The organism is Zhenhengia sp., from assembly GCF_046966505.1.
In the GTDB taxonomy this organism is placed as follows: domain Bacteria; phylum Bacillota; class Clostridia; order Lachnospirales; family Cellulosilyticaceae; genus Zhenhengia; species Zhenhengia yiwuensis.
Map to the genome: position 1 here is coordinate 122,292 of NZ_JBKVCH010000002.1, position 14,945 is coordinate 137,236.

Consider the following 14,945-nt stretch of genomic DNA (forward strand, 5'->3'; position numbering starts at 1 on the left):
CAATTAGTCAATTACTGTACGACCGTTTTTAGTAATTGCTACACGAACTTTTTTGTCATCTTTAATTTCTACACCTAAACGAGCAGGAGCTCCGTTTAAAGAGTACGCAACGTTTGAAATATGAATTGGGAATTCTTTTTCAACACGTCCACCTTGACCCATAGCGTTAGGTTTTTGATGTTTGAACCCTTGGTTAACACCATCAACTAAAACGCGTCCATGTTTACGATCAATGAAAGTAATATTGCCTTCTTTACCTTTGTCTTTACCAGCAATAACGATTACTCTATCGCCTTTTCTTAATTTAGTTTTCACGTCTTACACCTCCTTATAGAACTTCTGGAGCAAGTGATAAGATTTTTGTAAATTTCTTATCTCTTAATTCTCTCGCAACTGGTCCGAAAATACGAGTTCCTCTTGGGTTTTTATCTTCTTTGATGATAACAGCAGCGTTTTCATCAAATTTAATGTAAGATCCATCTGGTCTTCTAATTTCTTTTACAGTACGAACTACAACAGCTTTTACAACGTCACCTTTTTTAACAACGCCGCCTGGTGTTGCATCTTTAACAGTAGCTACAATAATGTCGCCAACACTTGCATATCTTCTTGTAGAGCCACCTAACACACGGATGCAAAGGATTTCTTTAGCTCCTGTATTATCTGCTACTCTTAATCTACTTTCTTGTTGGATCATGAGAAGTGCCCTCCTTTCAAGATTACTAATACTATTTTACTTTTTCTACGATTTCAACAAGTCTAAAACGTTTTGACTTGGATAAAGGTCTTGTTTCCATAACTCTTACACGGTCACCGATTTCACATTCATTGTTTTCATCATGTGCATGAAGTTTGTATGTTTTTTTGATGATTTTACCGTAAAGAGGATGTTTTACATTGTTAACTACGGCAACAGTAATTGTTTTGTCCATTTTGTTGCTAACTACGTTACCTACTAATGTTTTACGTAAATTTCTTTCTGCCACGATTTCTCCTCCTCTCTATTACACTGCTTGTTTTTGTGTAATAATAGTTTGAATACGCGCAATATTTTTTCTTACTTCTTTGATTCTTGCTGTATTATCTAATTGGTTGGTAGCGTTTTGGAATCTTAAGTTGAAAAGTTCTTTTTTCGCATTCACCAATTCGATATTTAATTCTTCAGCTGATTTTGCTCTTAAATCTTCTAAGAATGCTTTAGTTTTCACTACCATCACCTGCCATTTCTTGTTCAGCACGAGATACGATCTTACATTTCATAGGTAATTTGTGAACTGCAAGTCTTAACGCTTCTCTTGCTATTTCTTCTGCTACACCTGATAATTCGAACATAACGCGTCCTGGTTTAACTACTGCTACCCAGTACTCTGGAGAACCTTTACCAGAACCCATGCGTGTTTCAGCTGGTTTAGCTGTTACTGGTTTATCTGGGAAGATTTTGATCCATACTTTACCACCACGTTTGATGTAACGTGTCATCGCGATACGGGCAGCTTCGATTTGGTTTGATGTAACCCAGCTTGGCTCTAAAGCAACAATACCGTATTCACCGTAAGTGATTTTATTTCCACGGGTAGCTTGGCCTTTCATACGTCCACGGAACTGTTTACGACGTTTAACTCTTTTAGGCATTAACATTAGTTATCGCTCCCTTCCTTTTTAGCTTTTTGAGGAAGTACTTCTCCTTTATACATCCATACTTTAACACCGATTTTACCGTATGTTGTATCTGCTTCAGCAAATCCATACTCAATATCAGCTCTTAATGTTTGAAGTGGAATTGTACCTTCTGAATATTGTTCTGTACGTGCCATTTCAGCACCACCTAAACGGCCTGAACATGCAACTTTAATACCTTTAACACCGAATTTTTGAGCTTTACCGATAGATTGTTTCATAGCTCTACGGAAAGATACACGGTTTTCTAATTGAAGTGCAATGTTTTCTGCTGTTAATTGAGCAGAAGTTTCTGGACGTTTAACTTCAACGATGTTGATAGAAACTTTTGCAGTTGTAAGTTTCTCTACTTCTTTACGAAGTGCATCGATAGATGCTCCACCTTTACCAATTACAATACCTGGTTTTGATGTGTGAACATGAACTCTTACACGTTTTGACATTCTTTCGATATCAATTTTATCGATGCCAGCACTGTAAAGTTTCTTTTTGATATAATTTCTAATTTTGTTATCTTCTACTAGGTAGTTAGCAAAGTCTGTTTTATCAGCGTACCATTTTGCGCTCCAGTCTTTAATAACGCCTACTCTTAATCCATGAGGATTTACTTTTTGGCCCATACCTAACCTCCTTATCTCTCATTTAATACCACTGTAATGTGGCTTGTTTGTTTGTCGATTCTGTAAGCACGGCCTTGAGCACGAGGACGGATTCTTTTAAGTGTTGGTCCTTGTGTTGCGTATGCTTCTTCAACAAATAATTTGCTTACATCCATAGAATTGTTGTGCTCTGCATTAGCGATAGCTGATTTTAATACTTTTTCGATAACATCAGCAGCATATCTTGGAGTGTATGCTAAGATAGCGAGTGCTGTTTGCACGTCTTTACCTTTGATTTGATCAAGCACGATTTTAGCTTTTGTGCTAGAAACACGTACGAATGTTACTTTAGCGCTTGGTCTTCTATCGTTATTTTGATTTCTTTCTCTTTTTATCTGGGTTCTATGTCCTTTTGCCATCGTAAGACCTCCTTCCGATATTATTTATTAGCGAACTCTTGATTTTTTCTCTGCGTCTTTACCATGTCCACGGTAAGTTCTTGTTAACGCGAATTCACCAAGTTTGTGTCCTACCATATCTTCTGTAATGAATACAGGAACATGTTTTCTACCATCATGAAGGGCAATTGTATGTCCTACCATTGTTGGGAAGATTGTTGAACGACGTGACCAAGATTTAATTACTTTTTTCTCATCTGCAGCATTCATTGCATCGATTTTTTTAAGTAAGTGTTGATCTGCGAATGGTCCTTTTTTAACTGAACGAGCCATTATAGATGCCTCCTTTCAAATACTTAAATTTATTTATTACGTGAACGTACAATATATTTATTTGAATGTTTGTTTTTCTTTCTTGTTTTGTATCCAAGAGCAGGTTTACCCCAAGGAGTACATGGATTTGGACGTCCAATTGGAGATCTACCTTCCCCACCACCATGAGGGTGATCGTTAGGGTTCATTACAGAACCACGAACTGTTGGGCGGATACCCATGTGACGTTTACGTCCAGCTTTACCAATTGTGATAAGTTCGTGATCAATGTTACCAACTTGTCCAATTGTAGCTTTACAATCGATTGGTAATAAACGCATTTCTCCTGATGGAAGTTTAACTGTTGCGTATTTACCTTCTTTAGCCATAAGTTGAGCTGACATACCAGCAGAACGAACTAATTGTCCACCTTTACCTGGTTTCATTTCAATGTTATGGATTGTTTGACCCACTGGAATATCTCTCATTCTAAGAGCATTACCTACACGGATCTCTGCTGTTTCACCGCTCATTACTTTTTGTCCAACTTGTAATCCAAGAGGAGCTAAAATGTAGCGTTTTTCACCATCTGCATAGCTAAGTAATGCGATGTTTGCTGTTCTGTTTGGATCGTATTCAACACCTACTACTGTAGCTGGAATGCCATCTTTATTACGTTTGAAGTCGATTACTCTGTATTTTAACTTGTAACCGCCACCACGGTGACGAACAGTGATTTTACCTTGGTTGTTTCTCCCTGAATTTTTCTTTAATGTTACAATTAAAGATTTCTCAGGAGTTGTTTTAGTGATTTCTTCAAATGTTGAAGAAGTCATATGTCTTCTAGAAGGGGTATAAGGTCTGTACTTTTTGATACCCATACTGTTTCACTCCTTTCAATCGTTTACGTTACACATAGCCGTGTGTTTCATCTTTTTCTATTTAACTACATTCCTTGGAAAAAGTCAATGTCTTTACTTGCTTCTGTAAGTTTTACGATTGCTTTTTTGTATTTGTTAGTTTTTCCAACTGTTCTTCCACGACGTTTTGTTTTTCCATCGTAATTCATAGTGTTTACTTTGTCTACTTTAACGCCGTCAAACATTTTTTCTACTGCATCTTTAACTTGAGATTTTGTAGCAGTTGGGTGTACTAGGAATGTATATTTCTTTTCTGCCATATCGTTCATACTTTTTTCAGTAACGACTGGTTTTAAAATGACGTCATAAAATTTTAAATCTGCCATTATGCGTACACCTCCTCAATTTTAGCTAATGCTTCTTTTGTTACTACAACTGTATCGTATTTTAAGATGTCGTATACGTTAATGTTGTTTACGTTTGCAGTTTTAACATTTTGGATGTTACGAGCTGCTAACATAACGTTTTTACTATTATCTGTAGCTCTACCTTCAGATACTTTATCTTCAGTTACGATTAAAGCTTTGTTAAGGTTTAATGCATTTAATACATTTACCATTGCTTTAGTCTTAGCTTCAGCTAATGTTAATTCATCTAATACGATAAATTTGCTTTCATTTACTCTTGTTGTAAGAGCTGATTTAAGAGCAAGTAATTTTTCTGTTCTGTTCATTTTGAATGAGTAATCACGTGGTTTTGGAGCAAATACTACCCCACCACCTGTCCATTGTGGTGAACGAATAGAACCTTGTCTAGCTCTACCTGTACCTTTTTGTTTCCATGGTTTTCTACCACCGCCACGTACTTCAGCACGTGTTTTAGCACTTTGAGTTCCTTGTCTTCTGTTAGCAAGGTATGCTAATACAGCAGAGTGAACTAAATTTTCTTTTACATCTACAGCAAAGATTGAATCTTTTAATTCAACTTCACCAACTTGTTGTCCGTTCATATTTAAAACAGATACGTTTGCCATCTTTGTTCCTCCTTTCTCAAGCAGCCTTAAGCTTTAACGCTGTCTTTGATTGTGATGATTGTTCCTTTTGAACCTGGAACAGCTCCTTTTACAAGGATTAAGTTTTTATCTGCATCTACTCTTACAACTTCAAGGTTTTGAACTGTAATTTGAACGCTACCCATATGTGATGGAAGACCTTTACCTTTCATTACACGACCTGGGCTTGTAGCAGCTCCCATAGAACCTGCAACTCTGTGTGATTTAGAACCGTGACCCATTGGTCCACGACTTTGACCATACTTTTTAATTGCGCCTTGGTAACCTTTACCTTTAGAGATACCTACAACGTCAATTTTGTCACCAGCTACGAATACGTCAGCTTTGATTTCAGCGCCTACTTCGTAAGCAGCAGTATCTTCTAAACGGAATTCTTTTAAGTGTTTTTTAGCAGTAACACCAGCTTTTGCAAAGTGACCTTTTTCTGGTTTAATAAGTTGTTTTTCTTTAGCATCGATGAAACCTACTTGGATCGCTTCGTATCCATCGTTTTCAACTGTTTTCTTTTGTACTACTGTACATGGACCAGCTTCTAATACTGTAACTGGGATTAAGTTGTTAGCTTCATCAAAAATTTGTGTCATACCAATTTTTTTAGCTAAAATTGCTTTTTTCATCCTTTACACCTCCTAATATCTACAGCGGATTACCAACTTAGGGTAATCATACTAGACGATTAATAACCGTCCTAGTGTGTGTTTCTTACTTACTATCTAGCGTCAACTTTGATATCAACACCAGCTGGTAAGTCAAGACGCATTAATGCATCACCAGTTTTTGGTGTAGCTTCTACGTCGATTAATCTCTTATGAGTTCTCATTTCGAACTGCTCTCTAGAGTCTTTATATTTGTGTACCGCACGTAAGATTGTTACTACTTCCTTTTTAGTTGGAAGTGGGATTGGTCCACTTACTGTAGCTCCAGTTTTTTTCGCAATATCAACGATTTGCGCTGCAGTTTGATCGATTAATTTGTGATCATAAGCTTTTAATGTGATACGGATTTTTGGGCTTGCCATAAAAAAAGTCCCCTCCTTTTCGTACTTTATTTGAAGCAGCACGACTAGTGGTGACTGTACACTCATCCAGGTGTTTCACAAACTTATTTTTGCACATAGAGATAACCCCTACATACTTATAAATTTGTCGACCTAATATAAATGATACAGTGACTTGTCGTCTGGTTTCATGAACCGGACATTCGCTCCTCAGAAATCTGCTTATTACTAAGCAACAACCTTCTGGATCATCGTTCTCAATGTCACAACAAGTTGATTATACATGATATTTTTTGGTATTACAAGGTTTTTTTTGTTTTTTTATAAGATAATTTTTTCCAACTTGTTCAGACTACTTTTTTGCGAGTCATACTGTATATTATAGTACTTATTTTAGATTTTTAAAGTGTAATCATCTGGTAATTTTCTTATTCTTATTAGACACTTAAAGTGTCTATTACATATTATCCTTTACAGATGATACAACTCGTTTAGTATTGGCTCTCTTCTTCTTCTTAACTCTTCTTCAAGGGGAATGCCCTTTAACTCTATCCTCTATTAGTACAATTCATTTCCCTTTCTTCATATAGAAGAAATTCCCTTTTATAAAGACTATTAATATAAATCACACTTTTAAATCTTCACTAAAAAAGATCTCTATAATATCCTATTAGCAACTTATAAAATAACTTATAGAACAATTTACAGCTGATTTATCTCTTAACCTACTCCTATCGCTCTATACTTCAATCCAACACATTTCCTTTATAAGCTTTATAGACATTATAGGCGAATATGAAATATAAATAAAAATAGATATTAAAAAAGCACATCCCTAGGGATGTGCTTTTTATACTCAAGGTATAAATTATTCGATGATTGATGCAACAGCACCAGAACCAACTGTACGTCCACCTTCACGGATAGCGAAACGTAAACCTTGAGCCATAGCGATTGGGTGAATTAACTCGATTGTCATTTCAACGTTATCGCCAGGCATGCACATTTCTGTACCTTCTGGTAATGTGATTACACCTGTTACGTCAGTTGTACGGAAGTAGAACTGAGGTCTGTAGTTTGAGAAGAATGGTTTATGACGGCCACCTTCTTCTTTTTTAAGAACGTATACTTGAGCTTTGAATTTTTTATGAGGTGTAATTGAACCTGGTTTACAAAGTACTTGACCACGTTCGATATCTGTTCTTTGAACACCACGAAGAAGTGCACCGATGTTATCACCAGCTTCAGCTTGTTCAAGAAGTTTACGGAACATTTCTACTCCTGTACAAACAACTTTACGAGTTTCTTCTTGGATACCAACGATTTCGATTTCGTCTTGAACTTTAAGAACACCTGATTCTACTCTACCTGTAGCAACTGTACCACGACCTGTGATTGAGAATACGTCTTCTACTGGCATAAGGAATGGTTTGTCAACGTCACGTTCTGGAGTTGGGATGTATTCATCGATGATTTCGAATAATTCAACGATTTTATCTCCCCATGGACCCATTGGATCGTTAAGAGCTTGAAGAGCTGAACCACGGATAACTGGTGTGTCATCGCCTGGGAATTCGTATTCATTTAATAATTCACGAATTTCCATTTCAACTAATTCTAATAATTCTTCGTCATCTACCATATCACATTTGTTTAAGAAAACAACGATGTATGGTACACCAACTTGGCGTGATAATAAGATATGTTCACGAGTTTGAGCCATAGGACCGTCTGTAGCAGCACATACAAGGATTGTACCATCCATTTGAGCAGCACCAGTGATCATGTTTTTAACGTAGTCAGCATGTCCTGGACAGTCAACGTGTGCGTAGTGACGAGCTGGAGTTTCGTACTCAACGTGAGCAGTAGAGATTGTGATACCACGTTCTCTTTCTTCTGGAGCTTTATCAATGTTCGCGAAGTCTACAGCTTCACCGAAGCCATATCTTTCATGAAGAGTTTTTGTGATTGCAGCTGTTAAAGTTGTTTTACCATGGTCAACGTGTCCGATTGTACCGATGTTAACGTGTGGCTTACTTCTTTCAAATTTAGCTTTAGCCATTTTGAATTTCCTCCTTTTATTTGGCTGAGTTTTACTCAGATTAGTTTCATTATATTTAATTTGCAGCTACTTTGCAAGTAGCTGCAAAGGTAAATCTTGTATAAAATTATGCTTTTCTGTCAGCAATAACTTTATCTTGGATATTTTTTGGACATTGTTCGTAGTGATCAAATTCCATTGAGTAGTTACCACGACCTTGAGTTCTTGAACGAAGATCTGTAGCATATCCAAACATTTCTGAAAGTGGAACGTAAGCTCTAATTTCTTGAGCACCATTTCTAGCTTCCATACCTTCCATACGACCACGACGTGAGTTAATGTTACCAATAACATCACCCATGTAATCATCTGGAACAGTTACGATTACTTTCATGATTGGTTCAAGAAGTAATCCACCAGCTTTTTTCATAGCATCTTTAACTGCAAGAGAACCTGCAACTTTGAATGCCATTTCTGATGAATCGACATCATGGTATGAACCATCATAACAATCCGCTTTGATACCAAGTACTGGGTAACCTGCAAGAGGACCACTTGAAAGTGCTTCTTGGATACCTTTGTCAACAGCTGGGATGTATTCTTTAGGAATTGATCCACCAACTACTGAGTTTACGAATTCGTAAGTATGTTCAGAGTTAGGATCAAGTCTTGTGAATCGAACTTTACAGTGACCGTATTGTCCACTACCACCAGACTGACGAACGAATTTAGAATCAATATCAACATCAGAAGCAAGAGTTTCTTTGTATGCTACTTGTGGTGCACCAACGTTAGCTTCTACTTTGAATTCACGAAGTAGACGGTCAACGATGATTTCAAGGTGAAGTTCACCCATACCAGCGATGATTGTTTGTCCTGTATCAGTATCTGTGTAAGTTTTGAATGTTGGATCTTCCTCTGCAAGTTTTGCAAGAGCAATACCCATTTTTTCTTGACCTGCTTTTGTTTTTGGTTCAATGGCAACAGAGATAACTGGCTCTGGGAATTCCATTGACTCAAGGATAACTGGATGATCTTCATCACAAAGTGTATCCCCTGTTGTAGTTCCTTTAAGACCTACAGCAGCAGCGATATCTCCTGAGTATACTCTGTCGATATCTTGACGTGCGTTAGCATGCATCTGTACGATACGGCCTACACGCTCTTTTTTACCTTTTACTGAGTTGTATACATATGAACCTGAATCAAGTGTACCTGAGTATACACGGAAGAATGCAAGTTTACCAACGAATGGGTCAGTCATAATTTTGAATGCAAGAGCAGCAAATGGCTCTTCATCAGAAGAATGTTTCTCCATTTCTTCACCAGTATCAGGGTTAATACCTTTGATAGCTGGGATATCTGTTGGTGCTGGCATGTATGCTACTACAGCATCAAGTAATCTTTGAACACCTTTATTTCTGTAAGCTGTACCACAGAATACAGGAATGATTTGTACATTGATTACCGCATTACGAAGTGCAGCTTTTAATTCATCAAGAGTGATTTCTTCACCCTCGAAGTATTTCATCATAAGCTCTTCATCTGTTTCACAAATAGCTTCGATTGCTGCAGCTCTATATTCTTCAGCTTTATCAGCCATATCAGCTGGAATATCTGTACATTCGATGTCTTTACCTAAGTCATCTTTGTAGATATAAGCTTTATTTTCTAATAAGTCGATGATCCCAACGAAATCATCTTCTGCACCAATTGGTAATTGCATTGGAACAGCATTTGCACCAAGACGTGATCTCATCATGCTTACTGCATTGTAGAAATCAGCTCCCATGATGTCCATTTTGTTAACGAACGCCATACGTGGTACGTGATATTTGTCAGCTTGACGCCAAACAGTCTCTGATTGTGGTTCAACCCCACCTTTAGCACAGAATACACCGATAGCAGCATCAAGTACACGAAGTGAACGTTCAACTTCAACTGTGAAGTCTACGTGCCCAGGAGTATCAATGATGTTGATACGGTTGTTATTCCAGAAACAAGTTGTTGCAGCAGATGTGATAGTGATACCACGTTCTTGCTCTTGTTCCATCCAGTCCATAGTAGCTGTACCTTCATGGCTTTCACCAATCTTGTGATTTCTACCTGTATAGAAAAGGATACGTTCTGTAAGAGTTGTTTTACCAGCGTCGATATGAGCCATGATACCAATATTTCTGGTACGCTCAAGTGGATATTCTCTTCCTGCCAAGGTAATGCCTCCTTAAGGTTATAAAACCTAGAATCTGTAATGAGCAAATGCTTTGTTTGCTTCTGCCATTTTGTGTGTATCTTCTTTTTTCTTAACTGATCCACCTGTATTATTAAGTGCATCTAAGATTTCAGCAGCTAATGCTTCTGTTGTTGTTCTCTCACCACGGTTACGTGTGTAAGTTGTTAACCAACGAAGTCCTAATGTTTGACGTCTTTCTGGACGAACTTCCATAGGTACTTGGTAAGTAGCACCCCCTACGCGGCGTGCTTTTACTTCTAATACTGGCATGATGTTTTCTAAAGCTTCTTGGAAAACCTCTAAAGCATCTCTACCTGTTTTTTCTGCAATGATGTCAAACGCACCATATACGATTTTTTGTGCAGTTCCTCTTTTACCATCAAGCATGATGTTATTAATAAGTTTAGTAACAAGCTTGCTGTTGTATAATGGATCTGCTAATACGTCTCTTTTTGCAACATGTCCTTTACGTGGCACGGTCTTCCCTCCTTAACTAATATTGTGATAAATCATCGGTACTCGTCCCCCCTTTGGGGGATCGTGCGTGCCCTAATCTCATCTATATTAAACGCTCTCTAGCAGTTTATATTCATAAGCGGGCACCGATAAGTTTAAGCACTTATCTTGAAATTATTTTTGTTTTGGTTTTTTTGCACCGTATTTAGAACGAGCTTGGTTTCTTTTAGCAACACCAGCTGTATCTAAAGTACCACGTACGATATGGTAACGTGTACCTGGTAAGTCTTTTACTCTACCACCACGGATAAGAACAACGCTATGTTCTTGTAAGTTGTGTCCTTCACCTGGAATGTAAGCTGTTACTTCGATCCCGTTTGTAAGACGTACTCTGGCAATCTTACGAAGAGCAGAGTTAGGTTTTTTAGGTGTAGCTGTTTTTACTGCTGTACAAACACCTCTTTTTTGTGGAGCTGAGATATCTGTAGCGCGTTTTTGTAAAGAGTTGAACCCTTTTTGTAACGCTGGTGCAGTAGATTTTTTCTCGATTGATTTTCTGCCTTTACGTACTAACTGATTAAATGTAGGCATTCTGGCACCTCCTCGCTTAAATGAATAATTACTGCTTATTGCAGTTTGTACTGTGGAATATATCACACACTGAACGATTTTATCATTCTACAATGCAAATGTCAAGGTTGAAATTTTTTGGAATAAAAAAGCCGCCTTAGGTAAGGCGGCTTTCTAAAACCCTTTAAAAATCAGCTACTTCGATATTTATCTTACGATATCTATCCATACCTGTTCCCGCAGGGATAAGTTTACCAATAATTACATTCTCTTTAAGACCGATAAGTGGATCCATTTTTCCTTTAATTGCTGCTTCTGTAAGAACTCTTGTTGTTTCTTGGAATGAAGCTGCTGAAAGGAATGATTCTGTAGCAAGAGATGCTTTAGTAATACCAAGTAAAGTTGTTTTACCTGTAGCTGGTTCTAAGCCCTCTGCCTCCATTTGATTGTTTACATCCTCAAATTCAAGGATATCTACTAAGCTACCTGGAAGAAGATCTGTATCTCCATTTTCTTCAATCTTAACTTTTTTAAGCATTTGTCTAACGATAACCTCAACGTGTTTATCGTTGATGTCTACCCCTTGAAGACGGTAAACGCGTTGAACTTCTTGAAGCATATAGTCTTGTACGCCACGAACACCTTTAATTTTAAGGATATCATGTGGATTTACACTACCTTCTGTAAGCTCATCACCCGCTTCAATATAAGTACCATCTAATACTTTAATACGTGATCCATAAGGAATAAGGTAAGTTTTTGACTGACCACTCTCGTTATCAGTAATTGTTACTTCACGTTTTTTCTTAGTTTCAGTAATTGTTACAACACCACCAAACTCTGCGATGATTGCAAGACCTTTTGGTTTACGTGCTTCGAATAACTCTTCGATACGTGGAAGACCTTGTGTGATATCATCTCCAGCGATACCTCCTGTATGGAATGTACGCATTGTAAGCTGTGTACCTGGCTCACCGATAGACTGAGCAGCGATAATACCAACTGATTCCCCTACTCTTACTTCGTTGCCAGATGCCATGTTTGCACCGTAACATCTTGCACATACACCAATCTTAGATTTACATGTAAGTGCTGTTCTAATTTTAACTTTTTCAATACCAAGATCATCAATGTATTCTGCAACATTTGGTCTAATCATTTTATTTGCTTCAATGATTACTTCACCAGTTTCTGGATGTACAACTGGCTCTGCTGCAAAACGACCTGTAATTCTTTCACTTAATGGTTCAATTACTTCTGCACCATCTTTGAATGCTTTTACCCACATACCTGGAATCGCTGCATCATCATCATGACGACAGTCTCTCTCTCTGATGATAACATCTTGAGATACGTCTACCAGACGACGTGTAAGGTATCCTGAATCGGCTGTACGAAGCGCTGTATCGGCAAGACCTTTACGAGCACCATGGGCAGAAATAAAGTATTCAAGTACAGATAAACCTTCACGGAAGTTAGCTTTGATTGGAAGCTCGATGATACGTCCTGATGGAGATGCCATAAGACCACGCATACCTGCAAGCTGTTTAATCTGGTTGTTAGAACCACGGGCACCAGAGTGAGCCATCATGTAGATAGGGTTGTATCTTCCAAGTCCATCAAGAAGAGCTTTAGTAATCTTATCGTTGGCTGTATTCCATGCTTGGATTACTTTATTATAACGTTCTTCATCTGTCATAAGACCACGTTTGAACAGTTTTGTTACATGGTCTACTGCTTTATCTGCTTCAGCTAAATATTCACCTTTTTTCTCTGGAATAACCATATCAGATACTGATACTGTAAGAGATCCACGAGTTGAGAACTTAAAGCCTAAGTCTTTAATGTTGTCAAGCAGGATAGCTGTATCAGTTGCACCATGTGTATTAATGCATTTTTTAATTAATTTACCTAGTTCTTTTTTACCAACTAAGAAATCAATTTCATATTTGAATTCATTCTCTGGTTTACTGCGATCTACGAAACCAAGATCTTGAGGAATTACTTCATTATAGATAATACGTCCAACTGTTGTTTCTGTAATACCTGTTTTCATTTCTCCATTGATTTCGATTGTACGACGCACTTTAATACGAGCATGAAGTGTAATAACACCATTTGTGTAAGCTAAAATCGCTTCAGCTTCATCTTTGAAGTATTTACCTTCGCCTTCTTCGCCTTCTTTATCAAGTGTTAAGTAGTAAGTACCAAGAACCATATCCTGAGATGGAACTGCTACTGGGCCACCATCTGAAGGTTTAAGTAAGTTATTTGGAGCTAAAAGAAGGAAACGACATTCTGTTTGTGCCTCTACAGATAATGGTACGTGAACCGCCATCTGGTCACCATCGAAGTCAGCATTGTAAGCTGTACATACAAGTGGGTGAAGTTTAAGTGCACGACCTTCAACTAATACAGGTTCGAATGCCTGAATACCTAAACGGTGAAGTGTAGGGGCACGGTTAAGCATAACTGGATGCTCACGAATAACTTCTTCGAGTACATCCCAAACTTCTGGGTGAAGTCTTTCAATCATGTGTTTGGCATTTTTAATGTTATGTGCTAATCCATCAGAAACGAGTTTTTTCATAACGAATGGTTTGAATAACTCGATAGCCATTTCTTTTGGTAAACCACATTGGTAAAGTTTAAGTGATGGTCCTACTACGATAACTGAACGTCCAGAGTAGTCAACACGTTTACCAAGTAAGTTTTGACGGAAACGACCTGCTTTACCTTTAAGCATGTCTGATAAAGATTTAAGTGCACGGTTACCAGGACCTGTTACTGGTCTACCACGTCTACCATTGTCGATAAGCGCATCAACAGCTTCTTGAAGCATACGTTTTTCGTTACGAACAATAATATTAGGAGCACCAAGATCAAGAAGACGTTTTAAACGGTTATTACGGTTGATTACTCTTCTGTAAAGGTCGTTTAAGTCTGATGTTGCAAAACGTCCACCATCAAGCTGGATCATAGGTCTTAAATCTGGTGGTAATACTGGAACAACGTCAAGAATCATCCATTCTGGTTTATTGCCAGAAATTCTAAACGCTTCAATTACTTCTAAGCGTTTAATGATACGAATACGTTTTTGTCCTGTAGTATCTTTAAGAGCAGCTTTAAGTTCAATACTTTCAGCCTCAAGATCGATATCTTGAAGAAGTTTTTTAATAGCTTCAGCACCCATTTCAGCTGTAAATGAGCCCCAACCATATTTTTCTTCTGCTTCTCTAAATTCTTTTTCTGTAAGTACTTCTTTATATGATAAACCTGTATCTTTAGGGTCTGTCACAATATAGCATGCAAAATAAAGGATTTTCTCTAATAATCTTGGTGAAAGATTTAAGATAAGTCCCATTCTACTTGGTATACCTTTAAAGTACCAGATGTGAGACACAGGAGCTGCAAGCTCAATGTGTCCCATTCTTTCACGGCGTACTTTTGCTTTTGTAACTTCAACGCCACAACGATCACAAACTACACCTTTATATCTGATACGTTTGTATTTACCACAATGACATTCCCAGTCTTTGCTAGGTCCAAATATTTTTTCACAAAATAGCCCATCACGTTCAGGTCTTTGTGTACGGTAGTTAATTGTTTCTGGTTTTTTTACTTCTCCTCTAGACCATTCACGGATTTTATCTGGGGAAGCTAATCCAATTCTTATTGCTTCAAATAGGATTGATTGATCCATATTAGTCATGACCTTTACTCCCTTCTA

18 protein-coding genes are annotated in these 14,945 nt (G+C 37.7%); all 18 read right to left on the bottom strand.

Annotated features, from left to right (window positions below; translation table 11 throughout):
- Positions 1 to 3: 3 nt before the first annotated feature.
- Positions 4 to 315 carry a 50S ribosomal protein L24 gene (gene rplX, locus ACLTBU_RS03065; RefSeq protein WP_177670714.1) on the bottom strand — a complete coding sequence of 104 codons (312 nt, stop codon included), beginning with the start codon at positions 313 to 315 and terminating at the stop codon, positions 4 to 6.
- A 13-nt stretch (positions 316 to 328) separates the two neighbouring features.
- Positions 329 to 697, bottom strand: a complete 369-nt coding sequence (gene rplN / locus ACLTBU_RS03070; RefSeq protein ID WP_177670712.1) for a 50S ribosomal protein L14 — start codon at positions 695 to 697, stop codon at positions 329 to 331.
- 31 nt (positions 698 to 728) lie between these two features.
- A complete protein-coding gene (gene rpsQ, locus ACLTBU_RS03075; RefSeq protein WP_177670710.1) occupies positions 729 to 986 on the bottom strand; it encodes a 30S ribosomal protein S17 in 258 nt (85 codons plus the stop codon).
- Positions 987 to 1,004: 18 nt separating this feature from the next.
- Positions 1,005 to 1,208, bottom strand: coding sequence for a 50S ribosomal protein L29 (gene rpmC / locus ACLTBU_RS03080; protein WP_249332643.1), 204 nt, complete (start codon positions 1,206 to 1,208; stop codon positions 1,005 to 1,007).
- Positions 1,198 to 1,638, bottom strand: a complete 441-nt coding sequence (gene rplP, locus ACLTBU_RS03085; protein WP_177670708.1) for a 50S ribosomal protein L16 — start codon at positions 1,636 to 1,638, stop codon at positions 1,198 to 1,200. The genes rpmC and rplP overlap by 11 nt, the downstream gene beginning before the upstream one ends.
- Positions 1,638 to 2,297: a 30S ribosomal protein S3 gene (rpsC, locus tag ACLTBU_RS03090; RefSeq protein ID WP_177670707.1), complete on the bottom strand. Its 660-nt coding sequence runs from the start codon at positions 2,295 to 2,297 to the stop codon at positions 1,638 to 1,640. Before rpsC ends, rplP begins: the two co-directional genes overlap by 1 nt.
- A gap of 11 nt (positions 2,298 to 2,308) precedes the next feature.
- A complete protein-coding gene (gene rplV / locus ACLTBU_RS03095) occupies positions 2,309 to 2,695 on the bottom strand; it encodes a 50S ribosomal protein L22 (RefSeq protein WP_177670705.1) in 387 nt (128 codons plus the stop codon).
- Between the two features lie 27 nt (positions 2,696 to 2,722).
- The gene (gene rpsS, locus ACLTBU_RS03100) at positions 2,723 to 3,007 is read right to left on the bottom strand and encodes a 30S ribosomal protein S19 (protein ID WP_177670703.1); all 285 of its coding nucleotides are present in this window, start codon (positions 3,005 to 3,007) and stop codon (positions 2,723 to 2,725) included.
- 29 nt (positions 3,008 to 3,036) lie between these two features.
- A complete protein-coding gene (rplB, locus tag ACLTBU_RS03105; RefSeq protein ID WP_177670701.1) occupies positions 3,037 to 3,867 on the bottom strand; it encodes a 50S ribosomal protein L2 in 831 nt (276 codons plus the stop codon).
- A 65-nt stretch (positions 3,868 to 3,932) separates the two neighbouring features.
- Positions 3,933 to 4,232, bottom strand: a complete 300-nt coding sequence (gene rplW / locus ACLTBU_RS03110; RefSeq protein ID WP_177670699.1) for a 50S ribosomal protein L23 — start codon at positions 4,230 to 4,232, stop codon at positions 3,933 to 3,935.
- Positions 4,232 to 4,879 (bottom strand): 50S ribosomal protein L4, encoded by a 648-nt coding sequence (rplD, locus tag ACLTBU_RS03115; protein ID WP_177670697.1) that lies wholly within the window; start codon positions 4,877 to 4,879, stop codon positions 4,232 to 4,234. The genes rplW and rplD overlap by 1 nt, the downstream gene beginning before the upstream one ends.
- A gap of 26 nt (positions 4,880 to 4,905) precedes the next feature.
- Positions 4,906 to 5,535: a 50S ribosomal protein L3 gene (gene rplC / locus ACLTBU_RS03120; protein ID WP_177670695.1), complete on the bottom strand. Its 630-nt coding sequence runs from the start codon at positions 5,533 to 5,535 to the stop codon at positions 4,906 to 4,908.
- 92 nt (positions 5,536 to 5,627) lie between these two features.
- The gene (rpsJ, locus tag ACLTBU_RS03125; RefSeq protein WP_053983227.1) at positions 5,628 to 5,936 is read right to left on the bottom strand and encodes a 30S ribosomal protein S10; all 309 of its coding nucleotides are present in this window, start codon (positions 5,934 to 5,936) and stop codon (positions 5,628 to 5,630) included.
- An 847-nt stretch (positions 5,937 to 6,783) separates the two neighbouring features.
- A complete protein-coding gene (gene tuf / locus ACLTBU_RS03130; protein ID WP_177670694.1) occupies positions 6,784 to 7,977 on the bottom strand; it encodes an elongation factor Tu in 1,194 nt (397 codons plus the stop codon).
- 106 nt (positions 7,978 to 8,083) lie between these two features.
- Entirely contained in the window at positions 8,084 to 10,168 is a 2,085-nt protein-coding gene (fusA, locus tag ACLTBU_RS03135) for an elongation factor G (protein ID WP_177670692.1), read from the bottom strand.
- Positions 10,169 to 10,195: 27 nt separating this feature from the next.
- On the bottom strand, positions 10,196 to 10,666 hold the full coding sequence (gene rpsG / locus ACLTBU_RS03140; protein WP_177670690.1) for a 30S ribosomal protein S7: 471 nt from the start codon (positions 10,664 to 10,666) through the stop codon (positions 10,196 to 10,198).
- Between the two features lie 153 nt (positions 10,667 to 10,819).
- Positions 10,820 to 11,236: a 30S ribosomal protein S12 gene (gene rpsL / locus ACLTBU_RS03145; protein ID WP_177670688.1), complete on the bottom strand. Its 417-nt coding sequence runs from the start codon at positions 11,234 to 11,236 to the stop codon at positions 10,820 to 10,822.
- 163 nt (positions 11,237 to 11,399) lie between these two features.
- Positions 11,400 to 14,927, bottom strand: coding sequence for a DNA-directed RNA polymerase subunit beta' (rpoC, locus tag ACLTBU_RS03150; protein WP_249332644.1), 3,528 nt, complete (start codon positions 14,925 to 14,927; stop codon positions 11,400 to 11,402).
- Between the last annotated feature and the right edge of the window lie 18 nt (positions 14,928 to 14,945).

Coding starts and splice junctions, on each gene's coding strand:
- rplN (WP_177670712.1), bottom strand. CDS start 697: ATGATCCAACAAGAAAGTAGATTAAGAGTAGCAGATAATACAGGAGCT.
- rplP (WP_177670708.1), bottom strand. CDS start 1,638: ATGTTAATGCCTAAAAGAGTTAAACGTCGTAAACAGTTCCGTGGACGT.
- rpsC (WP_177670707.1), bottom strand. CDS start 2,297: ATGGGCCAAAAAGTAAATCCTCATGGATTAAGAGTAGGCGTTATTAAA.
- rplV (WP_177670705.1), bottom strand. CDS start 2,695: ATGGCAAAAGGACATAGAACCCAGATAAAAAGAGAAAGAAATCAAAAT.
- rpsS (WP_177670703.1), bottom strand. CDS start 3,007: ATGGCTCGTTCAGTTAAAAAAGGACCATTCGCAGATCAACACTTACTT.
- rplB (WP_177670701.1), bottom strand. CDS start 3,867: ATGGGTATCAAAAAGTACAGACCTTATACCCCTTCTAGAAGACATATG.
- rplW (WP_177670699.1), bottom strand. CDS start 4,232: ATGGCAGATTTAAAATTTTATGACGTCATTTTAAAACCAGTCGTTACT.
- rplD (WP_177670697.1), bottom strand. CDS start 4,879: ATGGCAAACGTATCTGTTTTAAATATGAACGGACAACAAGTTGGTGAA.
- rplC (WP_177670695.1), bottom strand. CDS start 5,535: ATGAAAAAAGCAATTTTAGCTAAAAAAATTGGTATGACACAAATTTTT.
- rpsJ (WP_053983227.1), bottom strand. CDS start 5,936: ATGGCAAGCCCAAAAATCCGTATCACATTAAAAGCTTATGATCACAAA.
- tuf (WP_177670694.1), bottom strand. CDS start 7,977: ATGGCTAAAGCTAAATTTGAAAGAAGTAAGCCACACGTTAACATCGGT.
- rpsL (WP_177670688.1), bottom strand. CDS start 11,236: ATGCCTACATTTAATCAGTTAGTACGTAAAGGCAGAAAATCAATCGAG.
- rpoC (WP_249332644.1), bottom strand. CDS start 14,927: ATGACTAATATGGATCAATCAATCCTATTTGAAGCAATAAGAATTGGA.